This window comes from Streptomyces sp. NPDC048584 (genome assembly GCF_043199595.1).
GTDB lineage: Bacteria > Actinomycetota > Actinomycetes > Streptomycetales > Streptomycetaceae > Streptomyces > Streptomyces edwardsiae.
The window spans coordinates 309,322-332,486 of the sequence record NZ_JBICWF010000001.1 but is presented as its reverse complement, the minus strand read 5'-3'; the positions used below and the strand labels follow the sequence as shown (position 1 = coordinate 332,486).

The following is a 23,165-nucleotide window of genomic DNA, read 5'->3' as shown; positions in this document are numbered from 1 at the left end:
CTGCCGTGCAGGCCGACTTCCCGGGGGCGCGGGGAACCGCGCGATCAGCCCCAGCACACCCGCGCCAGACCGCGACGGTCGATACGCACGAGGTACCCGCAGAAGGCGACTCCGTGCAGGCCGATTCCCCGGGGGCGCGGGGAACTGCGCGAACAACCACAACGCACCCGCACAGGACCACGACGGGCCGCGCGACCGCGTGGGCGGAACTGCTGCGACTGCCCGCGTTGTTCACCGTCCCCGGTGACGCCCTCGCCGGCGCCGCCGCGGCGGGGGTGCGCCCCGGACCGCGCACGCTGCTCGCCGTCGGATCCTCCCTGTGCCTGTACGAGGCCGGCATGGCCCTCAACGACTGGGCGGACCGCGCCGAGGACGCCGTGGAGCGGCCGCACCGCCCGCTGCCGTCCGGCCGTATCCGGCCGGCCGCCGCCCTCACCGCCGCCGGTGCCCTCACGGGTGCCGGACTCGCGCTCGCCGCCCGCGCGGGACGCCCCGCGCTCACGGTGGCCGTGCCGCTGGCGGCGACCGTGTGGGCCTACGACCTCGGCCTGAAGCACACGCCCGCCGGTCCCGCGGCGATGGCCGCCGCCCGCGGACTGGACCTGCTCCTGGGTGCCGCCGCCACCAGCGGCGGCACCCGCGCCGCACTGCCCTCCGCCGCGCTGCTCGGCACGCACACCCTCGCGGTCACGGCCGTCTCCCGCAGGGAGACCACCGGCGGCTCGGCCCTGGCCCCGCTGGCGGCCCTCGCGACGACGGGGGTGCTGACCCGGCTGGTCGCCACCCACCGCCGTACCCGACTCCCGGCAGGCCGGCGGGCAGCAGCCGCCCCCGGCCTGCCGGGCTCCGGCCCCGCCGGCGTCCTCGCCACCGCCCTGGCCGCCGCCTACGCCGCCACGGCCGCCCGGCCCTACTTCCACGCCACGCTCAACCCGTCACCCCCGCTCACCCAGCGCGCCGTCGGCGGTGGCATCCGCGCCACCATCCCGCTCCAGGCCGCCCTCGCCGCCCGCTCCGGCGCGAGTGCCACCTCCCTCCTGGTCGCGGCCCTGGCCCCGGCCGGGCGGATGTTCGCGAGGAGGGCCGCCATGAGGAAGGTGAGCATCACGTGACCGCGAACCCGAACCAGAGCGCGAGCGGTGACGCTCGTGTCCCGGCCCCGCAGGCGAGCAGGGACGCGAGCGGTGACCCGGTCCGGGACATGGGCCGAGCCGCACGTACGGACACGCCCCGGGACGTCGGCCGGGGCGGACGTGCCGACGCGGCACGGGGCACGAACCCGCCCACCCCCCTCCGCTTCGGCTACGGCACCAACGGGCTCGCCGACCTCCGGCTCGACGACGCCCTCGCGCTCCTCGCCGACCTCGGTTACGACGGCGTCGGCCTGACCCTCGACCACATGCACCTCGACCCGCTCGCCCCCGACCTCGCCGCCCGCACCCGCAAGGTCGCGCGGCGCCTGGACGAACTCGGGCTCGGCGTGACGGTCGAGACCGGTGCCCGCTATGTGCTCGACCCCCGCCGCAAACACGGCCCCTCGCTCCTGGACCCCGATCCGGACGACCGCGCCCGCCGCGTCGACCTGCTCCTGCGGGCGGTCCGTGTCGCCGCCGACCTCGGCGCGCACGCCCTGCACTGCTTCAGCGGCATCGTCCCCGACGGCACCGACGAGGACACCGCCTGGAAACGCCTCGCCGAAACCCTCACCCCCGTCCTGGACGCCGCCGCCCGCGCAGGCGTCCCCCTCGCCGTCGAACCCGAACCCGGCCACCTCCTCGCCACCCTCGCCGACTTCCACCACCTGCGCCGCACGCTCGGCGACCCCGAGCCCCTCGGCCTCACGCTGGACATCGGCCACTGCCAGTGCCTCGAACCCCTCCCTCCCGCCGACTGCGTACGCGACGCCGCCCCCTGGCTGCGCCACGTCCAGATCGAGGACATGCGCCGGGGCGTCCACGAACACCTCCCCTTCGGAGACGGCGAGATCGACTTCCCGCCCGTCCTCGAGGCCCTCGCCGCCACCGGCTACCAGGGCCTGACGGTCGTCGAACTGCCCCGCCACTCCCACGCGGGCCCCCACTTCGCCGCCCACTCCCTCCCGTTCCTCCGCGGGGCCGCGGCGGCGCCCCCCCTCACACACCGCCCGGGCGAGCCCTCCGCCACCCGCTGAAGGGAGCCACACCCATGACGCAGCACGACGCCGGCCACGTCACCCCCGCCGGGCACGACCCCCAGGGCACCACCCCCGCCCACGTCCCGCCCACCGGTCTGCGTGCAGCCCTTACCGCCGAGCTCGACGGAGCCGCCCGCGCCTGGCTGGACCAGGCCCTCGACGAGGCCGCCGCCCACCCCGGCACCCACGGGCCCATCTCGGTGTGGGAGCTGCGCCTCGCCGAGGCCGGCCGCCGCTGCGGCCCCGCCCACGCGGACGCCGCCCGGGTCCTCGTCCTGCACGCCGCCCGCGCCGACACGGACGCCCTGAGACGGGTCTACTCCCAGGGCACCGCCGACGAACGCCGCGCCGTCCTGTACGCGCTGCCCCACCTCGTGCCCGGGCCGGACGCCCTCCCGCTCGTCGAGGACGCGCTGCGCACCAACGACACCCGGCTCGTCGCCGCCGCCCTCGGCCCGTACGCCGCCCGGCACCTGGGCACCCACCAGTGGCGGCACGCCGTACTGAAGTGCCTGTTCACCGGCGTCCCCGTCGACCGCGTGGCGGACCTCGCCCGCCGGGCCCACGGCGACGACGAACTCTCCCGCATGCTCGCCGACTACGCCGCCGAACGCACCGCCGCGGGCCGCACCGTCCCCGAAGACCTGCACCGCGTCCTGGCCCTGACCGGGACCGAGCCTGCCGCGCCCGGCACCGCCGACCCCCACGGCAAGGAGTCCTGATGCGCATCTTCGACCCCCACATCCACATGACCTCCCGCACCACCGACGACTACGAGGCCATGCACGCCGCCGGCGTCCGCGCCGTCGTCGAACCCTCCTTCTGGCTGGGCCAGCCCCGCACCTCTCCCGACTCCTTCCGCGACTACTTCGACGCCCTGCTCGGCTGGGAACCCTTCCGCGCCGCCCAGTACGGCATCGCCCACCACTGCACCATCGCCCTCAACCCCAAGGAGGCCAACGACCCCCGGTGCCTGCCCGTCCTCGACGAACTGCCCCGCTATCTGGTCAAGGACAGGGTCGTGGCGGTCGGCGAGATCGGCTACGACTCGATGACGCCCGCCGAGGACACCGCCCTGGCCGCCCAGCTCCAGCTCGCCGCCGACCACGGCCTGCCCGCCCTCGTGCACACCCCGCACCGCGACAAGCTCACCGGCCTGCGCCGCACCCTGGACGTGGTGCGCGAGTCCGCCCTGCCCCTGGACCGGGTGCTGGTCGACCACCTCAACGAGACGACGGTCGAGGAGGCCAAGGACTCCGGCGCCTGGCTCGGCTTCTCCGTCTATCCGGACACCAAGATGGACGAGGTCCGGATGGTCGCCCTGCTGCGTGAGTACGGCCCCGAGCGGGTCCTGGTCAACTCCGCCGCCGACTGGGGCAGAAGCGACCCGCTCAAGACCCGCAAGGTCGGCGACCTGATGCTCGCCGAGGGCTTCGGCGAGGACGACGTGGACCGGGTGCTGTGGCGCAACCCCGTCGCCTTCTACGGGCTCAGCGGACGGCTGGAACTGGACGTGACCTCGGCCGACGCCACGCACGAGGGCAACTCCATCCTGCGCGGCGGGGCGTGAGCCATGCGCTTCCGCCACCCCGACGGCTCCACCGTCCACCTCGCCTACTGCACCAACGTGCACCCCGCCGAAACCCTGGACGGTGTCCTCGCCCAGCTCCGCGACCACTGCGAACCCGTCCGCCGCCGCCTCGGCCGCGACAGGCTCGGCATCGGCCTGTGGCTCGCCAAGGACGCCGCACGGGCCCTCGTCACCGACCCGTCCGCGCTGCGCGGACTGCGCTGCGAACTCGACCGGCGCGGCCTGGAGGTCGTCACCCTCAACGGCTTCCCCTACGAGGGCTTCGGCGCCCAGGAGGTCAAGTACCGCGTCTACACACCGGACTGGGCCGACCCCGAGCGCCTGGAACACACCACCTCCCTGGCCCGCCTCCTCGCCGGACTCCTCCCCGACGACGTCACCGACGGCAGCATCTCCACTCTCCCGCTGGCCTGGCGCACCGCCTACGACGAGCAGCGCGCGCAGACGGCCCGTACCGCCCTGCGCACCCTCGCCGAACGCCTCGACGCCCTCGAGGAACTGACCGGACGCTCCATCCGTATCGCCCTGGAACCGGAACCCGGCTGCGTCGTCGAGACCACCCGTGACGCCATCGCCCCGCTCACCGCCGTCGCCCACGACCGCGTCGGCATCTGCGTCGACACCTGCCACCTCGCCACCTCCTTCGAAGACCCGCACACCGCCCTGGACGACCTCACCCGGGCCGGTGTGCCCGTGGTCAAGTCCCAGCTCTCCGCCGCCCTGCACGCCGAACACCCCCACCTCCCCGAGGTCCGTGAGGCCCTGGCCGCCTTCGCCGAACCCCGCTTCCTGCACCAGACCCGCACGGCCACTCCGGCCGGGCTGCGCGGCACCGACGACCTCGGCGAGGCGCTGGCCGGCGACACCCTGCCCGACGCCGCTCCCTGGCGCTCCCACTTCCACGTCCCGCTGCACGCGGCACCCGCCGCGCCCCTCACCTCCACGCTGCCCGTACTGAAGTCCGTCCTGACCCGGCTCGTCGGCGGCCCGCACCCGCTCACCCGCCATCTGGAGGTCGAGACCTACACCTGGCAGGCCCTCCCGCCCGAGCTGCGCCCCCGCGGGCGCACCCAGCTCGCCGACGGCATCGCCGCCGAACTCACCCTGGCTCGCGACCTCCTGACGGACCTCGGCCTCAAGGAACTCCCATGACCGGACCCACCCCCCTGCTCGTCCTCGACGTCGTGGGCCTCACCCCCCGTCTCCTCGACCACATGCCCCACCTCAAGACGCTCGGACAGTCCGGCTCCCGCGCCCCGCTCGGCACCGTCCTGCCCGCCGTCACCTGCGCCGCCCAGTCCACCTTCCTCACCGGCACCATGCCCTCCGAGCACGGCATCGTCGGCAACGGCTGGTACTTCCGCGAGCTCGGCGACGTACTGCTGTGGCGGCAGCACAACGGCCTCGTCGCCGGCGACAAACTCTGGGACGCCGCCCGCCGCGCCCACCCCGGCTATACCGTCGCCAACATCTGCTGGTGGTACGCGATGGGCGCCGACACCGACATCACCGTCACCCCCCGCCCCGTCTACTACGCCGACGGCCGCAAGGAACCCGACTGCTACACCCGGCCGCCCGCCCTGCACGACGAACTCACCGCGAAACTCGGCACGTTTCCCCTCTTCCACTTCTGGGGCCCCGGCGCCGACCTGGTGTCCAGCCAGTGGATCATCGACGCCACCCGTCACATCATGAGCACCCGCCGTCCCGACCTGACGCTCTGCTACCTCCCTCACCTCGACTACGACCTGCAGCGCTACGGCCCCGACGACCCGCGCTCCCTGAAGGCGGCCGCCGACCTCGACGCCGCCCTGGCCCCGCTGCTCGACGACGCCCGCGCCGAGGGCCGTACCGTCGTCGCCCTGTCCGAGTACGGCATCACCCGCGTGAACCGGCCCGTGGACATCAACCGCGCCCTGCGCCGCGCCGGTCTCCTCGAGGTGCACACGCAGGACGGCATGGAGTACCTCGACCCGATGGCCTCCCGCGCCTTCGCGGTCGCCGACCACCAGCTCGCCCACGTCTATGTGCGCCGCCCCGAGGACCTCGACGCCACCCGCGCCGCCCTCGACGGACTGCCCGGCATCGAGCAGCTCCTCGACGACGAGGGCAAGAAGGCCCACCACCTCGACCATCCGCGCGCCGGCGAGCTCGTCGCCGTAGCCGAACCCGACGCCTGGTTCACGTACTACTACTGGCTCGACGACGACCGCGCGCCCGACTTCGCTCAGCTCGTCGAGATCCACCGCAAACCCGGCTACGACCCGGTCGAGCTGTTCATGGACCCCCTCGACCCCTACGTCAAGGTCAAGGCGGCAGGCGCCCTGGCCCGCAAGAAGCTCGGTATGCGCTACCGCATGGCGGTCGTGCCCCTGGACCCCTCACCTATTCGCGGCAGCCACGGCCGCCTCCCCGCGAGCGACGACGACGGTCCGCTCCTCATCTGCTCCACCCCCCGCGCTGTCGGAGACCGCGTCGCGGCCACCGATGTCAAACAACTCCTGCTCCGGCTCGCCGGACTCGGCTGACGCACCCTCCGGTACGGCACCCGACATCCGACTACCGAGAGTGAAACACACGGCACTGACAAGGGCCGGTCCCGGCGGGACCGGAACCGGCCACGACCGAGAAGGCAGGCCCCCGTGACCCCGAACCCCGACCCCTCGCGCACCGAAGCCGCCGACACCCCGGACGAGGCACTGCGCCGTACCCTCGGCGTCGGCCGGCGCCGTTTCCTCAGCACCTGCACCGCCGTGGCCGCCGGAGCCGTCGCGGCCCCCGTCTTCGGCGCCGCCCCCGCCCTGGCCCACGGCCGGGACAGAGACCACGGCCATGGCCACGGTCAGGGGCAGGTGCTCGTCCCGGCGCACAAGCGCGGCATCATCCTCTACACCGTCCGTGACGCCACCGCCCGCGACCCGCTCGCCTCGGACCTGCCCTCCGGCTTCCGCGAGGTGTTCAAGCAGCTCTCCCGCCACGGCTACCGCCAGGTGGAGTTCGCCGGCTACAACCAGCACGCCAACGCCCCGGGCGGCGCGAGCCTGGAGTCGGTCGAGGGCGCCAGGCTGCTGCGCTGCTGGCTCGACGACTACGGACTGCGCGCCCAGGGCAACCACGGCTTCATCCCGTCCTCCTGGCCGCTGACCACGGCGGACAAGGACACCTTCAAGAAGCACCTCGAGATCGCCAACATCCTCGGCATGGACCACATGGGCACCGGTGGCGACCCCACCGGCAGCTCGTACCGCGCCGACTGGGACGTGGCCGCCGACAAGTGGAACGCCCTCGGCGCGATCGCCCACCGCGAGGGCATCAAGCTCTACACCCACAACCACGACAGCGCCTACGGCTTCCTGCTCGACGGCGGCCCGCTGGACGACCAGGGCCGGCCGACCCGCAGCTCCGGCATCCGCAAGCTGGAGTACTTCCTCAAGATCACCGACCCGAGGGTGGTCTGGCTGGAGATGGACATCTTCTGGGCGCACGTCGCCCAGTACAAGTTCCACACGTACACCGCCCACGACGGCTCCACCCGGAAGAACGTCTTCGACCCGGCGGGACTTGTCACCCGCAACAACCGGCGCTACCCGCTGTTCCACGCCAAGGACGGCGTCGTCAGCACCACCAACGGCATGGGCTACGACATGGTGCCCTTCGGCACCGGGGTCATCGACTACACGACCTTCTTCTCCCGGGTCGGGGAGCGGAACTACCACAACCCGATGGTCGAGGACGACAACTCCCCGAGCGCCACCGACCCCGCGCAGTCGCTGCGTGAGGCCAAGATCAGCTACGACAACATGGCGGCCCTGCGCAAGCGCCGCCACTGAGCCGGGCACGGACCGGGCGGCCCTTCCCGCGCGCTGCGGGAGGGGCCGCCCGGTCCGTGTGTGGGGGGGAGGCTCCGTCGGGTCAGCCCTCGCCGAGCGGCCGCGGGTTGGGCGTGACGTGCTTGTCCTTGGTGCGTCCCGGCGGATGCAGGAACAGTGCCACGATCCCGGCGAAGAGCGAGATGCAGCCCGCCAGGGTGAAGGCGCCGTTGTAGCCCCAGGCGCCGACGACCACGGCCCCCATGCCCGCGCCCAGACCGGAGACGAGCTTGGAGCTGTAGACCATCCCGTAGTTGGTGGCGTTGTTGTTCTCGCCGAAGTAGTCCGCCGTCAGCGCCGCGAACATCGGGAAGATGGCCCCGCCGCCGAAGCCCGAGACGGCCGAGAAGATGAGGAACAGTGGCAGGTTCTTGATCTCGGCCGACCAGATGATGCCGAACTGGGCCAGTCCCAGAATGGCGCACACGTACAGCAGGCACTGCTTGCGGCCGTACAGGTCGGAGAGCCAGCCGATGACGCCGCGTCCGGTGCCGTTGACGATCGCCTTCAGCGACATCGCGGTGGCCACGATGCCGGCCGCGAAGCCCGCGTCCTCACCGATGTCGACCTGGAAGGCGATGCCGAAGATGTTCACGCCCGAGGTGCAGGCGAGACAGAACCACATCAGCGCCACCCGGCCCGTCTGCCAGGCCTCCAGCGGGGAGTACTGCTTGACGGCCGGCGGGTTCTTCTCCAGCGAACGCCGGGCGCGCGGGTCGTCCGGCGGGTTCAGCGGGTCTATGGCGGCCGGCCACCAGTTCTTCGGCGGGTCCCGGAAGTAGAAGCCGGCGACGGCCACCATCGCGGCGAGGAAGAGCCCGCACGCGACCAGCACCCAGCGGAAGTTGGAGCCGTCCATGTAGCCGTGGAAGATGAAGACGAACGGCACCGAACCGTAGGCGAAACCGCCGTTGACGAAGCCGGTCTTGCCGCCCCTGCGCTCCGGATACCACTTGCCGACCATGTTGACGCAGGTCGCGTACACCATTCCCGCGCCCATACCGCTGAAGACGCCGAACCCGATGAACGCGAGCGCGACGTGCGGCGCGAACGCCAGCGACAGATAGCCGAGCAGAGTGCCGGCCGAGCCCAGCATCATCGCCCAGCGCGCGGGAAGCTTGCCGCTCTCACGCAGCCGCCCCGCCGGAAAGGCGACCGCGGCCTGGCAGAACACCCAGGCGGTCATCATCCAGTAGATGCTGCCGCTGGACCAGTTGTGGGCCTCATGGAGCGTGTCCTCGGCGGACGCGAACGCGTACTCGGCGGAGGAGATGCCCATCATGCCGATCCAGGGCAGGATGACCATCCACTTGCGCTTGCGCCCCATGATGTCGATGTCGGACTCGCCCACGCGGTAGACGCGTCCGTTTCTGTCGGTCACCTCCCGGTAGGCGGCGACCCGTGAGACATCGGTGGTTGTCATGTCGATTGCACCCCTAGCGTCGAAAGTTCTGGCCAGCGCCCCCTGTCCAATGCCTTTCGTGCGCGCGCGGGTCCCCGGGGCCGGCCGGCGCGCACCCGCCGGCCGGCCCCTCGCCGTCTCACGTCATGAGCCGCCCCCCAACAGGCCCGCGGCCCTCGCCCACCGGTACTTGGCGCCCAGTACGGCCACCGGTTTCTCGGTGGTGTACGGGTAGGCCACGACCCCGTGCTCGAAGAGGTACTGGCAGGCCTCCTCCACCTCCACGTCACCCGCGAGGGACGCCACCACCGGCTTCTCGATCCCGCGCTCCCGGAACTCGGCCACCACACTCGCGGTGAGTTCGGCGAAGACCATGGGAGGGGTGACGATCGTGTGCCAGTAGCCGAGCACCAGCGCGTGGATGCGCGGATCCTCCAGCCCCAGCCGGATCGTCGCCTCGTACGTCGACGGAGGCTCGCCCCCGGTGATGTCGACGGGGTTGCCCGCGGCGCCGAACGGCGGGATGAACTCCCGGAACGCCGCGTCCAGGTCGGCCGGGATCTCCATCAGCGACAGCCCGTTGTCCGTCACCGCGTCCGACAGCAGTACGCCGCTGCCGCCGGCCCCGGTGATGATCACCACGTTGTCGCCCTGGGGAGCGGGCAGCACCGGCAACGCGCGCGCGTACTCCAGCATGTCGTTCAGACCGGGCGCGCGGATGACGCCGGCCTGCCGCAGGATGTCGTCGTACACGGCGTCGTCGCCCGCCAGCGCGCCGGTGTGCGAGCCGGCGGCCTTCGCGCCCGCCGCCGTACGCCCCGCCTTCAGCACCACGACCGGCTTCTTCGGCACGGTCTCCCGCGCGGCCTCGACGAACGCGCGCCCGTCCTTGAGGTCCTCCAGGTGCATCGCGATGCACTCGGTGTGCGGGTCCTCGCTGAACCAGGTCAGCAGGTCGTCCTCGTCCAGGTCCGACTTGTTGCCCAGACCGACGATCGCCGACACGCCGGTCTTCGTCGTCCGCGCGAAGCCCAGGATGGCCATCCCGATGCCGCCCGACTGACTGGTCAGCGCCACCCCGCCCTTGACGTCGTAGGGCGTGCAGAACGTGGCGCACAGGTCCTGCCAGGTCGAGTAGTAGCCGTAGATGTTCGGGCCCAGCAGCCGGATGCCGAGCCGCTCGGCGATCGCCACGATCTCGTCCTGGAGCTCGTGCTCACCCGTCTCCGCGAACCCGGAGGGGATCAGGACGGCGTTCGGGATCCGCTTGCGCCCCACCTCCTCCAGCGCCGCGGCCACGAACCGGGCGGGGATCGCGAAGACCGCCACATCCACCTCACCGGGAACGTCGGTGACACTCTTGTACGCCTTGCGGCCGAGAATGTCATCGGCCCTGGGGTTCACCGGATGGATCTCCCCGGCGAAGCCGCCGTCGACGAGATTGCGCATCACGGAGTTGCCGATCTTGCCGGACTCGCTGGAGGCCCCGATCACCGCTACCGAACGCGGCTGCATCAGCCGCCGCATCGAGGTGAGGATCTCCTCGCGCGTATAACGGCGGCGCTTTTTCGGCGTCTCGGTGGAGAGGATCACACGGATGTCGGCGGCGACCGCGCCGTCCGCCGTCGCGATCACCGGGTTGAGGTCGACCTCGGCGATCTCCGGGAAGTCCGCGACGAGTTGTGACACCCGCCGGATCTGCTCGGCGACCGCCCACCGGTCCACGCCCGCCTGGCCGCGCACCCCCCGCAGGATCTCCGCCGAGCGGATCGAGTCCAGCATCGACAGCGCCTCGTCGGCGTCCACCGGTGCCAGCCGGAAGGTGACGTCCTTCAGCACCTCGACGAGCACCCCGCCGAGGCCGAACGCCACCACCTTCCCGAACGTCGGATCGGTGACCGCGCCGACGATGACCTCCTGCCCCTTCGGCAGCAGTTCCTGCACCTGCACGCCTTCGATCCGGGCGCCGGGAGCGTACGCGCGGGCGTTCTCGACGATCCGGCAGAACGCGGCGCGGACGTCAGCAGCCCCCTCCACTCCGACGATCACACCGCCGGCGTCGGTCTTGTGCAGGATGTCCGGCGACACGATCTTCATCACCACGGGCCCGCCGAACCGCGCCGCGTACGCCACGGCCTCGTCGACGTCCGCCGCCAGCTCCTCACCGGGCACGGCGATGCCGTACGCGTCGGCGATCACCTTGCCCTCGGGCGCGGTGAGCGCGGTGCGCCCCTCGGCGCGCACGGCGTCGAGCAGCGCGCGCACCTTCGGTGTCCGTTCCCCGGCCATCACCTCAGATCACCCCGTTCGACTTGAGCAGGCGCAGTTCCTCGTCCCCGAGGCCGAGTTCGCCTACGTAGACCTCTTCGTTGTGCTCGCCGAGCAGCGGGGAACTGCGTACGTCCACGGGGGAGTCGGAGAGCTTCAGCGGGCTGCCGACGGTGACGAACTCGCCGCGCTGGGGGTGCGGGACGGTGACGACCATCTCGTTCGCGACCAGTGAACGGTCCTCGATGATCTCCTTGGTGGACAGGATCGGCCCGCACGGGATGTTGTGCGCGTTCAGCCGCTCCAGCACCTCCCACTTGGGCAGCGTCGAGGACCACTCCTCGATCAGCTGGAACATCTTGTTCAGCTGGGGCAGCCGGGCCTCCGGCGTCGCCCACTCGGGGTCGTCGGCCAGCTCGGGCCGGCCGATGAGCTCACTGAGCGGCCTCCAGCCGACGGGCTGCACGATGACGTACACATAGTCGTTCGGGCCGCCCGGCGCGCACTTCACCGCCCAGCCGGGCTGGCCGCCGCCGGACGCGTTCCCGGACCGGGGAACCTCGTCGCCGAAGTCGTCGTTGGGATATTCGGCGAGTGGACCATGGGCCAGGCGCTGCTGGTCGCGCAGCTTCACCCGGCAGAGGTTGAGCACCGCGTGCTGCATGGCCACGTTCACCCGCTGCCCGCGCCCGGTGCGCTCCCGCTGGAAGAGGGCGGCGAGAATGCCGGCCACCACGTGCACACCCGTGCCCGAGTCCCCGATCTGGGCCCCCGTCGCCAGCGGCGGCCCGTCCTCGAAACCGGTGGTCGACATCGACCCGCCCATGGCCTGGGCGACGACCTCGTACGCCTTGAAGTTGGTGTACGGGCCGTCCCCGAACCCCTTGACGGAGGCATAGACGATCCGTGGATTGATCTCCTTGATGCGGTCCCAGGTGAATCCCATCCGGTCGACCGCGCCCGGCCCGAAGTTCTCGACCATGACGTCGGAGCGCCGGATCAGCTCGGTGAGGATCTCCTTGCCGCGTTCGGTCTTGGTGTTGAGGGTGATGCTCCGCTTGTTGCAGTTGAGCATCGTGAAGTAGAGGGAGTCGACGTCCGGCAGATCGCGCAGCTGCTTGCGTGTGATGTCGCCGGTGGGCGCCTCCAGTTTGACGACGTCCGCGCCGAGCCAGGCCAGCAGCTGGGTCGCGGAGGGGCCGGACTGGACATGCGTCATGTCGAGGACGCGGATGCCCTCAAGTGCCTTGGGGGTCATGGGCGTGCACCTCACTTGTACATGGTCTGGTTCATGGTTCCGGGGGCGTACGCGTCGGGGTCCACCCAGACGTTGATCAGCGACGGCTTTCCGGACTCACGGGCCCGGCGCAGGGCGGGGCCGATGTCGGCGGGGTCGCGGACCTCCTCGCCGTAGCCGCCCAGCATCTGCGCGAACCGGTCGTACCGGACGTCGCCGAGGGTGTTGCCGACCCGCTCGCGCTCCTTGCCGTACTTGGCGGCCTGGCCGTAGCGGATCTGGTTCATCGAGGAGTTGTTGCCGACGACGCCGACGAAGGGGAGGTCGTAGCGGACGAGGGTCTCGAAGTCCCAGCCGGTGAGGGAGAAGGCGCCGTCGCCGAAGAGGGCGACGACCTCCTTGTCGGGCCGTGCCTGCTTGGCGGCGAGCACGAAGGGGACGCCGACGCCGAGGGTGCCCAGCGGCCCCGGGTCCATCCAGTGCCCGGGTGACTTGGGCTGCACGACCTGCCCGGAGAAGGTGACGATGTCGCCGCCGTCGCCGATGTAGATCGAGTCCTCGGTGAGGAAGTCGTTGATCTCGCTGACCAGCCGGTACGGGTGGATGGGGGAGGCGTCCGAGCGCAGTTGCGGCAGCCGCTTCTCCAGCGCGGTCTGCTCGGCCGCCCGCAGCTCGTCCATCCACTCCTTGCGACGGGACGCGCCGCCGTTCACCCGTCCGGAAGCCGCCTCGGTCACCGATTTCAGCACCAGCCCCGCGTCGCCGACGATGCCGAGGTCGATGTCGCGGTTCTTGCCGACCGTGCGGTAGTCGAGGTCGATCTGCACCACGGTCGCGTCGGGGGAGAGGCGCTTGCCGTATCCCATGCGGAAGTCGAAGGGCGTACCGACGATCACGATGACGTCGGCGCCCGAGAAGGCGTACCGGCGCGACAGCTGGAAGTGGTGCGGGTCGCCGGGCGGGAGCGTGCCTCGCCCCGCGCCGTTCATGTACGCCGGGATGTTCAGCGTGCGCACCAGCTCGATGGCCGCCTCGGTGCCCCGGGTGGTCCACACCTGGCTGCCGAGCAGGATCGCCGGCTTCTCGGCGTGTACCAGCAGATCGGCCAGCTTCTCGACCGACTCGGGGTCGCCGGCCGAGCGGGTCGACGCCCGGTAGGCGCCCTGCCGCGGCACCCGCGCCTTGGACACCGCCACCTTGGCGTCCAGCACATCGCGCGGGATCTCCAGGAAGGAGGGGCCGGGGGCGCCGTGGTAGCACTCGCGGAAGGCCATGGACACCATGTCCGCCGCCCGCGCGGTGTCCGGCACGGTCGCCGCGAACTTGGTGATGGGGGTCATCATGTCGACGTGCGGCAGGTCCTGCAGCGACCCCATCTTGTGTTGGGTGTGCGCCCCCTGACCGCCGATCAGCAGCATCGGGGACTCCGCGCGGAAGGCGTTGGCGACCCCGGTGACGGCGTCGGTCGTTCCCGGTCCGGCCGTGACGACCGCGCAGCCGGGCTTTCCGGTGATGCGCGCGTAGCCGTCGGCGGCATGGGCGGCCACCTGTTCGTGCCGTACGTCGACGACCTCGATGCCCTCGTCGACGCAGCCGTCGTAGATGTCGATGATGTGGCCGCCGCACAGCGTGTAGATGCGGTCGACGCCCTCGGCCTTGAGGGCCTTGGCGACGAGGTGACCGCCTGAGATGACGTCCTGGGTGTCGTCGGGCATGGCGAAGTCCTTGTCCCTTCCTAGGGGGCGGGGAACGCTCTCGCGGTACATTGCATACAGTCGACGAATACTGTATGAAGCTTGTTATCCCGCATCCGATGGGTGGTGTCCAGGGGGTGCGCGGCACTTTTCGGTCGCCGGTCTCCAGCCTCTCCCCGGACCTTCCGGCGACGTCGCAGACAGGAGCCGAGATGGACCTGTACGAACACCAGGCAAGGGAACTCTTCGCGGAACACGGCATCGTGGTGCCGCGGGCCGAGGTCACCGACTCGCCCAAACGGGCACGCGAGATAGCCCGCGGGCTCGGCGGCCGCGTCGTCGTCAAGGCGCAGGTCAAGACAGGCGGACGGGGCAAGGCGGGTGGCGTCAAGATCGCCGCCGACCCGGCCGCCGCCGAGCTCACGGCACGTCAGATCCTCGGCATGGACATCAAGGGCCACACGGTCGGCACGGTGATGCTGGCCCAGCCCGTCGACATCGCCGAGGAGTTCTACGTCTCCTACGTCCTCGACCGCGCCGCCGGCCGCTTCCTCGCGATCGCCTCCGCCGAGGGCGGCATGGACATCGAGGAGGTCGCGGCGACCCGCCCCGAGGCGGTCGCGCGGGTCCCCGTCGACCCGGCCGAGGGGGTCACGTCGGCGACGGCGTCCCGTATCGCCGAGGCGGCCGGACTGCCGCCGCAGACGGTCGACGTGCTCGTCCGGCTGTGGGACGTCCTCGTACGCGAGGACGCCCTGCTCGTCGAGGTCAACCCGCTCGTGCGTACCCGCGACGGCCGGATCATGGCCCTCGACGGCAAGGTCACCCTCGACGGCAACGCCGTCTTCCGCCAGGCCCGCTGGGGCGCCGACGACGCGGACCACCACGACCCGCTGGAGGCCGCGGCGGCCGCGAAGGGCCTCAACTACGTCAAGCTCGACGGCGAGGTCGGCATCATCGGCAACGGCGCCGGACTCGTCATGTCCACCCTCGACGTGGTGGCGGGCTGCGGAGCCCGGCCCGCCAACTTCCTCGACATCGGCGGCGGCGCCTCCGCCCAGATCATGGCGGACGGGTTGTCGGTCATCCTCTCCGACCCGTCCGTGAAGTCCGTCTTCGTCAACGTCTTCGGCGGCATCACCGCCTGCGACGCGGTCGCCGACGGCATCGTCCGCGCCCTGGACACCGTACGGCTCACCAAACCGCTCGTCGTACGGCTCGACGGCAACAACGCGGCCCGGGGACGGGCCATCCTCGACGAGCACCGGCACCCGCTCGTCGAACAGGTCAGCACCATGGACGGCGCCGCGAGCCGGGCCGCCCGCCTCGCCACCACACCCTGAGGAGACCGGACGACATGGCGATCCACCTCACCAAGGAGAGCAAGGTCCTCGTCCAGGGCATGACCGGCGGCGAGGGCATGAAGCACACCCGGCGGATGCTCGCCGCCGGCACGAACGTCGTCGGCGGCGTCAACCCCCGCAAGGCCGGCCGCACCGTCGACTTCGACGAGCGAGCCGTCCCCGTCTTCGGCTCCGTCGCCGAGGGCATGGACGCGACCGGAGCCGACGTCACCGTCGTCTTCGTACCGCCCGCCTTCGCCAGGTACGCGGTCGTCGAGGCCGCCGACGCCGGCATCGGCCTCGCGGTCGTCATCACCGAGGGCATCCCCGTCCACGACTCCGTCGCCTTCACCGACCACGCCCGGCGCAAGGGCACCCGCGTCATCGGCCCCAACTGCCCCGGCCTGATCACACCCGGCCAGTCCAACGCCGGCATCATCCCCGCCGACATCACCAAGCCGGGCCGTATCGGACTCGTCTCCAAGTCGGGCACGCTCACCTACCAGCTCATGTACGAGCTGCGGGACATCGGTTTCTCCACCTGCGTCGGCATCGGCGGCGACCCCGTCGTGGGCACGACCCACATCGACTGTCTCGCCGCCTTCCAGGACGACCCCGACACCGATCTGATCGTCCTCATCGGCGAGATCGGCGGCGACGCGGAGGAACGCGCGGCGGCCTACATCCGCGACCACGTCACCAAACCCGTCGTCGGCTACATCGCCGGCTTCACCGCACCCGAGGGCCGCACCATGGGCCACGCCGGCGCGATCGTCTCCGGCTCGTCCGGTACGGCACGGGCGAAACAGGAGGCCCTGGAGGCGGCCGGGGTCAGGGTCGGCGCCACCCCCACGGAGACGGCCCGGCAGGTGCTCGCCGTCCTGAACGGCGAGGGCTGAGCCCTCTCCGCGCCCCATCCCCCTTTCTCTCGACTTCTCTCGACCGTGCACCGAGAGCGGAGCCAACCACATGCCACCCACCCTCACCCTCAAATCCGGCGCCTCCTGGACCGACGCCTGGCAGCGCTGCCAGGCCGTCGCCCCCGAGGCCTTCCGGGACGACCGCGTCCTCAACCTCTGGAACTCCGCCTGGCAGCCGGACGGCCGGGCACTGCCCGCCGTCAGCCCCGTCGACGGCACCCCCGTCGCGGGCCCGCCCCGTCTGGACCGGGTCACCGCCCGGCAGGCCGTGCGCGCCGCGCTCGACCAGCACCGCGCCTGGCGGCACGTCCCGCTGCCCGAACGCCGGGCCCGCGTCGCCGCCACCCTCGACGCCCTCACCCAGCACCGCGAACTGCTGGCGCTGCTGCTCGTCTGGGAGATCGGCAAGCCCTGGCGGCTCGCCCAGGCGGACGCCGACCGCGCCATCGACGGCGTGCGCTGGTACGTCGACGGTGTCGACGGGATGCTCGACGGCCGGGTTCCGCTGGACGGGCCCGTCTCCAACATCGCGAGCTGGAACTACCCGATGAGCGTGCTCGTTCACGCATTGCTGGTACAGGCACTGGCCGGCAACGCGGTCATCGCCAAGACCCCGACCGACGGCGGCGTCGCCTGCCTCACCCTGGCCTCGGCACTCGCCGCCCGCGAGGGGATACCCGTCACCCTCGTCAGCGGCAGCGGGGGCGAGCTGTCCGAGGTGCTGGTGCGGGCGCCCGAGGTCGGCTGCGTCTCCTTCGTCGGCGGCCGCGACACCGGCGCCGCCGTCGCCACGGCCGTGGCCGACCTCGGCAAGCGGCACATCCTCGAACAGGAGGGACTCAACACCTGGGGCATCTGGAACCACTCGGACTGGGACACCCTGAGCGCGGTGATCCCCAAACTCTTCGACTACGGCAAGCAGCGCTGCACCGCCTACCCGCGCTTCGTCGTCCAGCGCCGGCTCTTCGACGACTTCCTGGCCGCCTACCTCCCCGCGGTCCGCACGCTCAGGGTCGGCCACCCGCTCGCCGTCGAACACCCCACCGACCCGTACCCCCGGCTGGACTTCGGGCCGGTGATCAACGCGGCCAAGGCGAAGGAGCTCCACGACCAGGTCGCCGAGGCCGTCGACCGCGGCGCCGTCCCGCTGCACCGGGGCACGCCGTCCGAGACCCGGTTCCTGCCCGGCCAGGACACCTCGGCGTACGTCCAGCCGGTCACGCTGCTGAACCCGCCCCCCTCGTCGCCGCTGCACCACGCGGAGCCGTTCGGCCCGGTCGACACCATCGTCCTGGTCGACACGGAGGCGGAACTGCTGGCCGCCATGAACGCGTCCAACGGCGCGCTGGTGGCCACCCTGTCCACGGACGACCGGTCCACCTACGACCGGCTGGCCCCGCACATCCGCGCGTTCAAGGTCGGCCACGGCGTCCCGCGCTCCCGCGGCGACCGCGACGAACTGTTCGGCGGCTTCGGCGCGTCCTGGCGCGGCGCCTTCGTCGGCGGCGACCTCCTGGTCCGCGCCGTGACCCGGGGACCGGCGGGAGAACGCCTGCCCGGCAACTTCCCGGAGTACCAGCTCATGCCCTGACCCGTGTGACCGCCCGGACACCCACCGTGCGCCCGGCCCACCATGGCCCTCAGACACGGAAAACGCAGGTGAAAGGCACTGCGAAACCTTGGTATGGTTGTCCATGTCGCCACGGGGGAACACCCGCCGAGGCGACGGACACCTGGTCCGGGTGGCGGAATGGCAGACGCGCTAGCTTGAGGTGCTAGTGCCCTTTATCGGGCGTGGGGGTTCAAGTCCCCCCTCGGACACATCGCTCGATCGATGGCCCCCACCGTGTCGGTGGGGGCCATCGATCGTTCTCGTGTACGTCTCCGCATCGGCTCCTCGGCCCCCAGAGTGTCTCCGCGCAGTACCTTGTCCGTGGCCCGTCCGATGCCAGCGGTCGCTGACGCGGCCACAGCCCCTCCGACGATGTCTCCCAGGATCGGGATCCCCTTGGCGAGCGGGAGGAAACGTTCGGAACGTCTCGAATTGGTCTTGGTCCGCTGGTCAGCGGCAGGTACACGGGTGATGCAGAGTCCGTGACACGAGGTGGGGGCAGATGTCGGTGCGCTTCGGGGTCCTGGGCGTCGTCGAGGTGTGGCGGGGCGACGAGCCGGTGGACGCGGGTCATGCGCGGCAGCGCCAGGTGCTGGCCGTGCTGCTCATGGATGCCGACCGGGTGGTGCCGGCGGACGTGCTGGTGGACCGGGTATGGGGGGAGCGGGAGCCGAGGCGCGGCCGGGAGGCTCTCTACGGATATGTGTCCCGTCTGCGTCGGGCGCTGGCGCCCTCGGGAGCGGACATCCTCCGTGAGCAGGGCGGATACCGGCTCACGGTGGGGGCCGCGGCGGTGGACGCGCACCGCTTCCGTGAGCTGTCGGTCCGGGCTCGGTCCGTCCGGGTGGCGGACGGGGACGAGCGGCGGGCGGCGTTGTGGGAACAGGCTCTGGGCCTCTGGAGGGGTGAGGCCTTCGCCGGGGCGGACACTCCGTGGTTCAACGCGCAGCGCTCCCTCCTGGACCAGGAACGACTGGCCGCGCAGGGCGAACTGGTGGAGGCGCGACTACGGCTCGGCCAGCACGGCGCCCTGCTGGCCCAGCTGTCGGCCTGGGCCGAACAGGACCCGCTGGACGAACGGGTGTGTGGTCAGCTCATGCTCGCGCTGTACCGGAGCGGGCGGCAGGCCGACGCGCTGGAGTGCTACGAGCATGCCCGGCGCCGGCTGTCGGAGGAAATGGGGCTGGAGCCGGGCGCACGGCTGCGCCGGCTGCGTCAGCAGGTCCTCGTCGCCGATCCGTCGCTGGAGCTGACCGGTCCGGCGTCCGGAGTCACCGGCCCGCGGCCGTCGCCGGAGCCGGTCACCCGCGAGCGGACTCCGTCCACCACCAGGGTTCTGACCGACGATGATGCTCCGACGAGTGCCCCACTCGTGCGCAGTGCCGTGCCCGGTTCGGCCGAAAGGGCCTCGGGAGCACACCAGCGCGGGCGCAACTACCTCCCCCGCGACCTGCCGGACTTCATCGGGCGGGAAGACGAACTCGCCCGGTTGACGGCCGCCGCCGCGGACGGAGGCGCCGTCTACACGATCGACGGGATGGCCGGGGTCGGCAAGACGGCGTTCTCCGTCCATGCCGCGCATCAGCTTGCCGGGCGATTTCCGGATGGTGTGCTCTTCATCGATCTGCAGGGGCACAGCCCGGGAAAGACTCCCCTGACCGCCAACGAGGCTCTGGAAGTACTGCTGGGACAGCTGGAGATCGAGGTGCCGGGCGATGCCCAGGCCCACTGGCGGGCAAGGACCGCCGGACTGCGGCTTCTGCTCGTTCTCGACAACGCTGTCGACGAGACGCAGGTGCCTCCGTTGCTGCCGGCCGGCGGCAGTCTCGTGATCGTGACCAGCAGGGCCAGGCTGTCGGCTCTCGCCGGAGCAAGGCCCTTGTCGTTGGCGGTCCTGCCGGAGAAGAAGGCGACGGAGTTCTTCGCGCGCCTCGTAGGCGACGACAGGGCGGCCGCCGAACCGGACGCCGTGGCACACGTCGTCCGCCTGTGCGCGGGACTGCCGTTGGCACTGCGACTGTCCGGCGCCCGGTTGGCACACCGCACCGCATGGCCGATAGCCCATCTGTCCGGGCAACTGTCCAGAGAGCGTGAGCGGTTGCCGAAGCTGTTCGCCGACCGGGAGGTGGCGTTGGCGTTTCGCATGTCCCACGAGCAACTGGCGCCGGCCGACCGCACCGTCTTCTACGCTCTGGGGCGGCATCCCGGTATGGACGCGGACGCCGGGGTCATAGCGGCGATGGCAGACATGCCGACGGCCCGGGCCGACGACTGTCTCCAGCGACTGGTGGACGCGCACCTGGCCGAGGAAGCCGTCGTCGGCCGCTACCGGCAGCACGACCTCCTGCGCCAGTACGCCCGCGGTCTGTCCGAGGACCCGCGGATGATCGAGCGGATGCTGGACCACTACCTGGCCGCTGTCGTGGCCGCGACAGCCCGCCTTGACGACGGGAGAGGGGACGTCGAGACCGCACATGCCTGGTTGACGGCGGAGAAGAGCAACCTGCTGGCCGCGACACGATGCGCCGCGGCGGAAGGACACAGCGACTACGCCTGGCGGCTCGCCATCTCCTTCTGGCGTTTCCTCGGCCGCGACCTCGCCGGTGATCCGATCGAGTTGCTCGAACAGGGTGTGTCCGCCGCGAGGGAGGCGGCGGACGGCGGCGAAGCGATGCTCAACACGCTGCTGGCCCTGGCCCACTGGTCGGCCGGCCGTGTCTCCCTCGCACACGACCTGCTGACGGCCTCCGCGGGCACGGAGGAGGACACCGAGTTCCACGCGCACAGCCTCGCGCTGCTCGGTCTGATGCGACTGCGCGGCGGCGATCACTCCGGGGCCGAGGAATACGCGGAACGGGCCCACGCGGAACTCGGGAAACTCCCCGGCCTCTCCCCCCTGGGACTCGATGCAAAGATCATCACCTTCTGGATCCGCGGTGTGAACCGGGTGCTGAGAGCGGAGAACCAGGCGGCGCTGCCGTACCTGCGTGCCGCCCACGCAGGGTGCGAGGAGTTGGGACAGGCCAGTCCCAACGACCATGTGGTCACTGCCCTGGCCCGATGCCTCATCGCGTTGGGCGACCATGAGGAGGCCCTCGGCCACCTGCGCCAGGTACGAGAACTGCGGCATCGGATCCATGACAAGGAAGGCGAAGCCGAGGCGCTGACCCTCATGGGAACGGCACTGCGTGCTTCCGGGCACGCCGGCGACGCGCTGGAACTCCTGCGCGTCGCCGTCGCCCTGCTGGACGACGACACCCGGCTCCAGGCCTACGCACGGGTCGAACTCGGCCGGACCCTCACAGCGCTCGGACGCACGGCCGAGGCGATCGGGCAGTACGAGTTCGCGCTCATCGTCGCCGGCGAGGGACACCATCTCCACGAGCAGGCCCAGGCTCACGGCGAACTCGCCCGGACACTGGCCGCGACCGACCCCCGTACGGCCCGGCAGCACGACAGGACGGCTGCCGACATCCGCGTCCGGCTGGACCTGCACCATCCGCTGTCCCTGCCCCACCTGCGCCCCGCCGGCTGGTGACATCCGGCTCCGAACCCGGTGCGCTCCCTGAGCGGATTCAAGCTTCTCGGAAGGTTTGCCGACGCCGCGCCCGGAACTGTGGCCCCACGCTTCCGAACGTGAGGAGGCAGACCGTGCACCGAAAGCTGGGGCGGGAGGCTCGCCGGCCCTGTGTGCCGATCTCGCACCGGCTCAGCACCGTCCGCCACGCCGACCACATCGTCGTGCTGTCCGACGGGCGGATCGAGGAACAGGGCGATCACGAGGAACTCATGGCCGCCGGCGGCCGGTACGCCCAGCTCGAACCGATCCGGCATCACCTGCCCGGGTCATCGCCGATGACCCACCTCCAGTGAAGGGAAGAACTCCATGCGAGTACTCTCCCGTGCAGCGGTGGCCGTCGTCGGCGCTGCCGCGACCGTCCTGTGGTTCTCGACATCGGCCCATGCCGATGTGGTGGTGACCAACGGCTACTCCTGGGGCGGATTCATCCGGTACGGCGACAAAGTCTGGGTGGAGCACTACGAGCACCGCACGAGTTCCGTCGAGTGGTTCACGGACTACGGTCGCTCGGGTTCCTGCAGCGTGAGCACACCGGAGGCGGAGAAGACCTGCAACTACAACATGCGAGAGGAGGGAACGATCACTCTCTGGGTCTGCACCCAGGGTCCCGATCTGGGCAACGACGAATGCAGCGAGCCGGTGACCGATCGGATAGGCGACTGAGCCGTACGGTCGTGAGGCGGGACGGCCCGACGACCGCACCCCGCTCATCGGGACGGGCCGTTCCCCGGCCGGCCCACGCGGTGCCCGTCACCGCTCCCGAAGCTCCGCCTTGATGCAGCACTAGTCCAGCGTCGGGTCGCTGTCCAGCTTGCGCCGTTCCCGGCGATTGGGATGGCGGATGACCACTCCCGCCATGCCGCCGGACCCGGTGAGCCGGATCAGCGGAGTTCCCGGAAGCCGGTCGGGGGTGGTCCTGTCCTTCAGACCGCCGATGCCGGGATCCATGCCGCTGGTGTCCGCGGCCCAGGCCTCGGGGATGACGAGGGTGACGCCGGCTGTCTCCCCGTACGCCTCGACCGCGACCTCCGTGAGGCGGCACTCGACCCGGGTGAAGTCGACCTTCACACCCCCCAGGCCTCCGTGAGCGATCACGTGTCCGGGAACCTCCCAGCGACCGGGGCCTCGGGACGCGCCGTACAGGCCGCCCTTGAGCACCAGCGGCGGCAGGTCCTCAGTGGAACGCACCCTGGGCAAGTCGGCGGTCAGGACGGCCAACTCGGCGTAGGTTCTGGAGTTCAGTGCCTGCTCCAGGCGCGAATCCAGCTCTTCGAGGTCGATTCGCCCATCGGCTGCCGCATCGCGCAGTTGCTCCACCACTGCTTCCCGGTCGTCGTGGGAGGCGCGGAGCTCTCCCGGCGGAACAGGGAGCGGAGAGGGCTTCGGAGTCTGGGCCGTCATGGCCACAAGGATAAGCAGCCGGCGGATCGGGCGCGATGGTGGGTGAGTTGGGTTCCCTGGACGCAAGGCGTCGGG

18 protein-coding genes and 1 tRNA gene are annotated in these 23,165 nt (G+C 71.3%); 14 read left to right on the top strand and 5 right to left on the bottom strand.

Annotated features, from left to right (window positions below; all coding sequences use genetic code 11):
- Positions 1-5 precede the first annotated feature (5 nt).
- The 7 genes from ACGFR9_RS01345 (at position 6) to ACGFR9_RS01315 (ending at position 7,594) form a co-directional block, all read left to right on the top strand.
- On the top strand, positions 6-1,112 hold the full coding sequence (locus tag ACGFR9_RS01345; protein WP_393201767.1) for an SCO3242 family prenyltransferase: 1,107 nt from the start codon (positions 6-8) through the stop codon (positions 1,110-1,112).
- On the top strand, positions 1,109-2,170 hold the full coding sequence (locus ACGFR9_RS01340; RefSeq protein ID WP_393201765.1) for a sugar phosphate isomerase/epimerase family protein: 1,062 nt from the start codon (positions 1,109-1,111) through the stop codon (positions 2,168-2,170). Before ACGFR9_RS01345 ends, ACGFR9_RS01340 begins: the two co-directional genes overlap by 4 nt.
- 14 nt (positions 2,171-2,184) lie before the next feature.
- Complete coding sequence (locus ACGFR9_RS01335) at positions 2,185-2,895, top strand: EboA domain-containing protein (protein ID WP_393201763.1); 711 nt, start codon at positions 2,185-2,187, stop codon at positions 2,893-2,895.
- The gene (locus tag ACGFR9_RS01330; RefSeq protein WP_393201761.1) at positions 2,895-3,743 is read left to right on the top strand and encodes a TatD family hydrolase; all 849 of its coding nucleotides are present in this window, start codon (positions 2,895-2,897) and stop codon (positions 3,741-3,743) included. The genes ACGFR9_RS01335 and ACGFR9_RS01330 overlap by 1 nt, the downstream gene beginning before the upstream one ends.
- A 3-nt stretch (positions 3,744-3,746) precedes the next feature.
- Positions 3,747-4,916 carry a metabolite traffic protein EboE gene (gene eboE, locus ACGFR9_RS01325; protein ID WP_393201760.1) on the top strand — a complete coding sequence of 390 codons (1,170 nt, stop codon included), beginning with the start codon at positions 3,747-3,749 and terminating at the stop codon, positions 4,914-4,916.
- A complete protein-coding gene (locus tag ACGFR9_RS01320; RefSeq protein WP_393201758.1) occupies positions 4,913-6,292 on the top strand; it encodes an alkaline phosphatase family protein in 1,380 nt (459 codons plus the stop codon). Before eboE ends, ACGFR9_RS01320 begins: the two co-directional genes overlap by 4 nt.
- Before the next feature lie 114 nt (positions 6,293-6,406).
- A complete protein-coding gene (locus tag ACGFR9_RS01315) occupies positions 6,407-7,594 on the top strand; it encodes a sugar phosphate isomerase/epimerase family protein (RefSeq protein WP_393201756.1) in 1,188 nt (395 codons plus the stop codon).
- 82 nt (positions 7,595-7,676) lie between these two features.
- On the opposite strand, the gene ACGFR9_RS01310 is transcribed toward ACGFR9_RS01315, so the two are convergent.
- From ACGFR9_RS01310 to ACGFR9_RS01295, 4 genes are all read right to left on the bottom strand, one after another.
- A complete protein-coding gene (locus ACGFR9_RS01310) occupies positions 7,677-9,056 on the bottom strand; it encodes an OFA family MFS transporter (protein ID WP_393201754.1) in 1,380 nt (459 codons plus the stop codon).
- 123 nt (positions 9,057-9,179) lie between these two features.
- Entirely contained in the window at positions 9,180-11,324 is a 2,145-nt protein-coding gene (locus ACGFR9_RS01305) for an acetate--CoA ligase family protein (RefSeq protein WP_393201752.1), read from the bottom strand.
- 4 nt (positions 11,325-11,328) lie between these two features.
- Positions 11,329-12,561 carry a formyl-CoA transferase gene (gene frc, locus ACGFR9_RS01300; protein ID WP_393201750.1) on the bottom strand — a complete coding sequence of 411 codons (1,233 nt, stop codon included), beginning with the start codon at positions 12,559-12,561 and terminating at the stop codon, positions 11,329-11,331.
- 11 nt (positions 12,562-12,572) lie between these two features.
- Entirely contained in the window at positions 12,573-14,255 is a 1,683-nt protein-coding gene (locus tag ACGFR9_RS01295; RefSeq protein WP_393201748.1) for a thiamine pyrophosphate-binding protein, read from the bottom strand.
- Between the two features lie 191 nt (positions 14,256-14,446).
- Between ACGFR9_RS01295 and sucC the strand changes: the two genes are divergently transcribed.
- From sucC to ACGFR9_RS01260, 7 genes are all read left to right on the top strand, one after another.
- On the top strand, positions 14,447-15,577 hold the full coding sequence (gene sucC, locus ACGFR9_RS01290; RefSeq protein ID WP_393201746.1) for an ADP-forming succinate--CoA ligase subunit beta: 1,131 nt from the start codon (positions 14,447-14,449) through the stop codon (positions 15,575-15,577).
- 14 nt (positions 15,578-15,591) lie between these two features.
- Positions 15,592-16,476: a succinate--CoA ligase subunit alpha gene (gene sucD, locus ACGFR9_RS01285; RefSeq protein WP_311644900.1), complete on the top strand. Its 885-nt coding sequence runs from the start codon at positions 15,592-15,594 to the stop codon at positions 16,474-16,476.
- Positions 16,477-16,546: 70 nt separating this feature from the next.
- A complete protein-coding gene (locus ACGFR9_RS01280) occupies positions 16,547-18,088 on the top strand; it encodes an aldehyde dehydrogenase family protein (protein ID WP_393201744.1) in 1,542 nt (513 codons plus the stop codon).
- A 145-nt stretch (positions 18,089-18,233) separates the two neighbouring features.
- Positions 18,234-18,318 (top strand) — tRNA-Leu (locus ACGFR9_RS01275).
- A 293-nt stretch (positions 18,319-18,611) separates the two neighbouring features.
- Positions 18,612-21,647: a BTAD domain-containing putative transcriptional regulator gene (locus tag ACGFR9_RS01270; RefSeq protein ID WP_393201743.1), complete on the top strand. Its 3,036-nt coding sequence runs from the start codon at positions 18,612-18,614 to the stop codon at positions 21,645-21,647.
- Positions 21,648-21,760: 113 nt separating this feature from the next.
- Positions 21,761-21,982 carry a hypothetical protein gene (locus ACGFR9_RS01265; protein ID WP_393201741.1) on the top strand — a complete coding sequence of 74 codons (222 nt, stop codon included), beginning with the start codon at positions 21,761-21,763 and terminating at the stop codon, positions 21,980-21,982.
- A 13-nt stretch (positions 21,983-21,995) separates the two neighbouring features.
- Positions 21,996-22,352: a hypothetical protein gene (locus tag ACGFR9_RS01260; protein WP_393201739.1), complete on the top strand. Its 357-nt coding sequence runs from the start codon at positions 21,996-21,998 to the stop codon at positions 22,350-22,352.
- Positions 22,353-22,472: 120 nt separating this feature from the next.
- Here ACGFR9_RS01260 and ACGFR9_RS01255 read toward each other — a convergent pair whose 3' ends face one another.
- On the bottom strand, positions 22,473-23,090 hold the full coding sequence (locus ACGFR9_RS01255; RefSeq protein ID WP_393201738.1) for a DUF1707 domain-containing protein: 618 nt from the start codon (positions 23,088-23,090) through the stop codon (positions 22,473-22,475).
- Positions 23,091-23,165 lie beyond the last annotated feature (75 nt).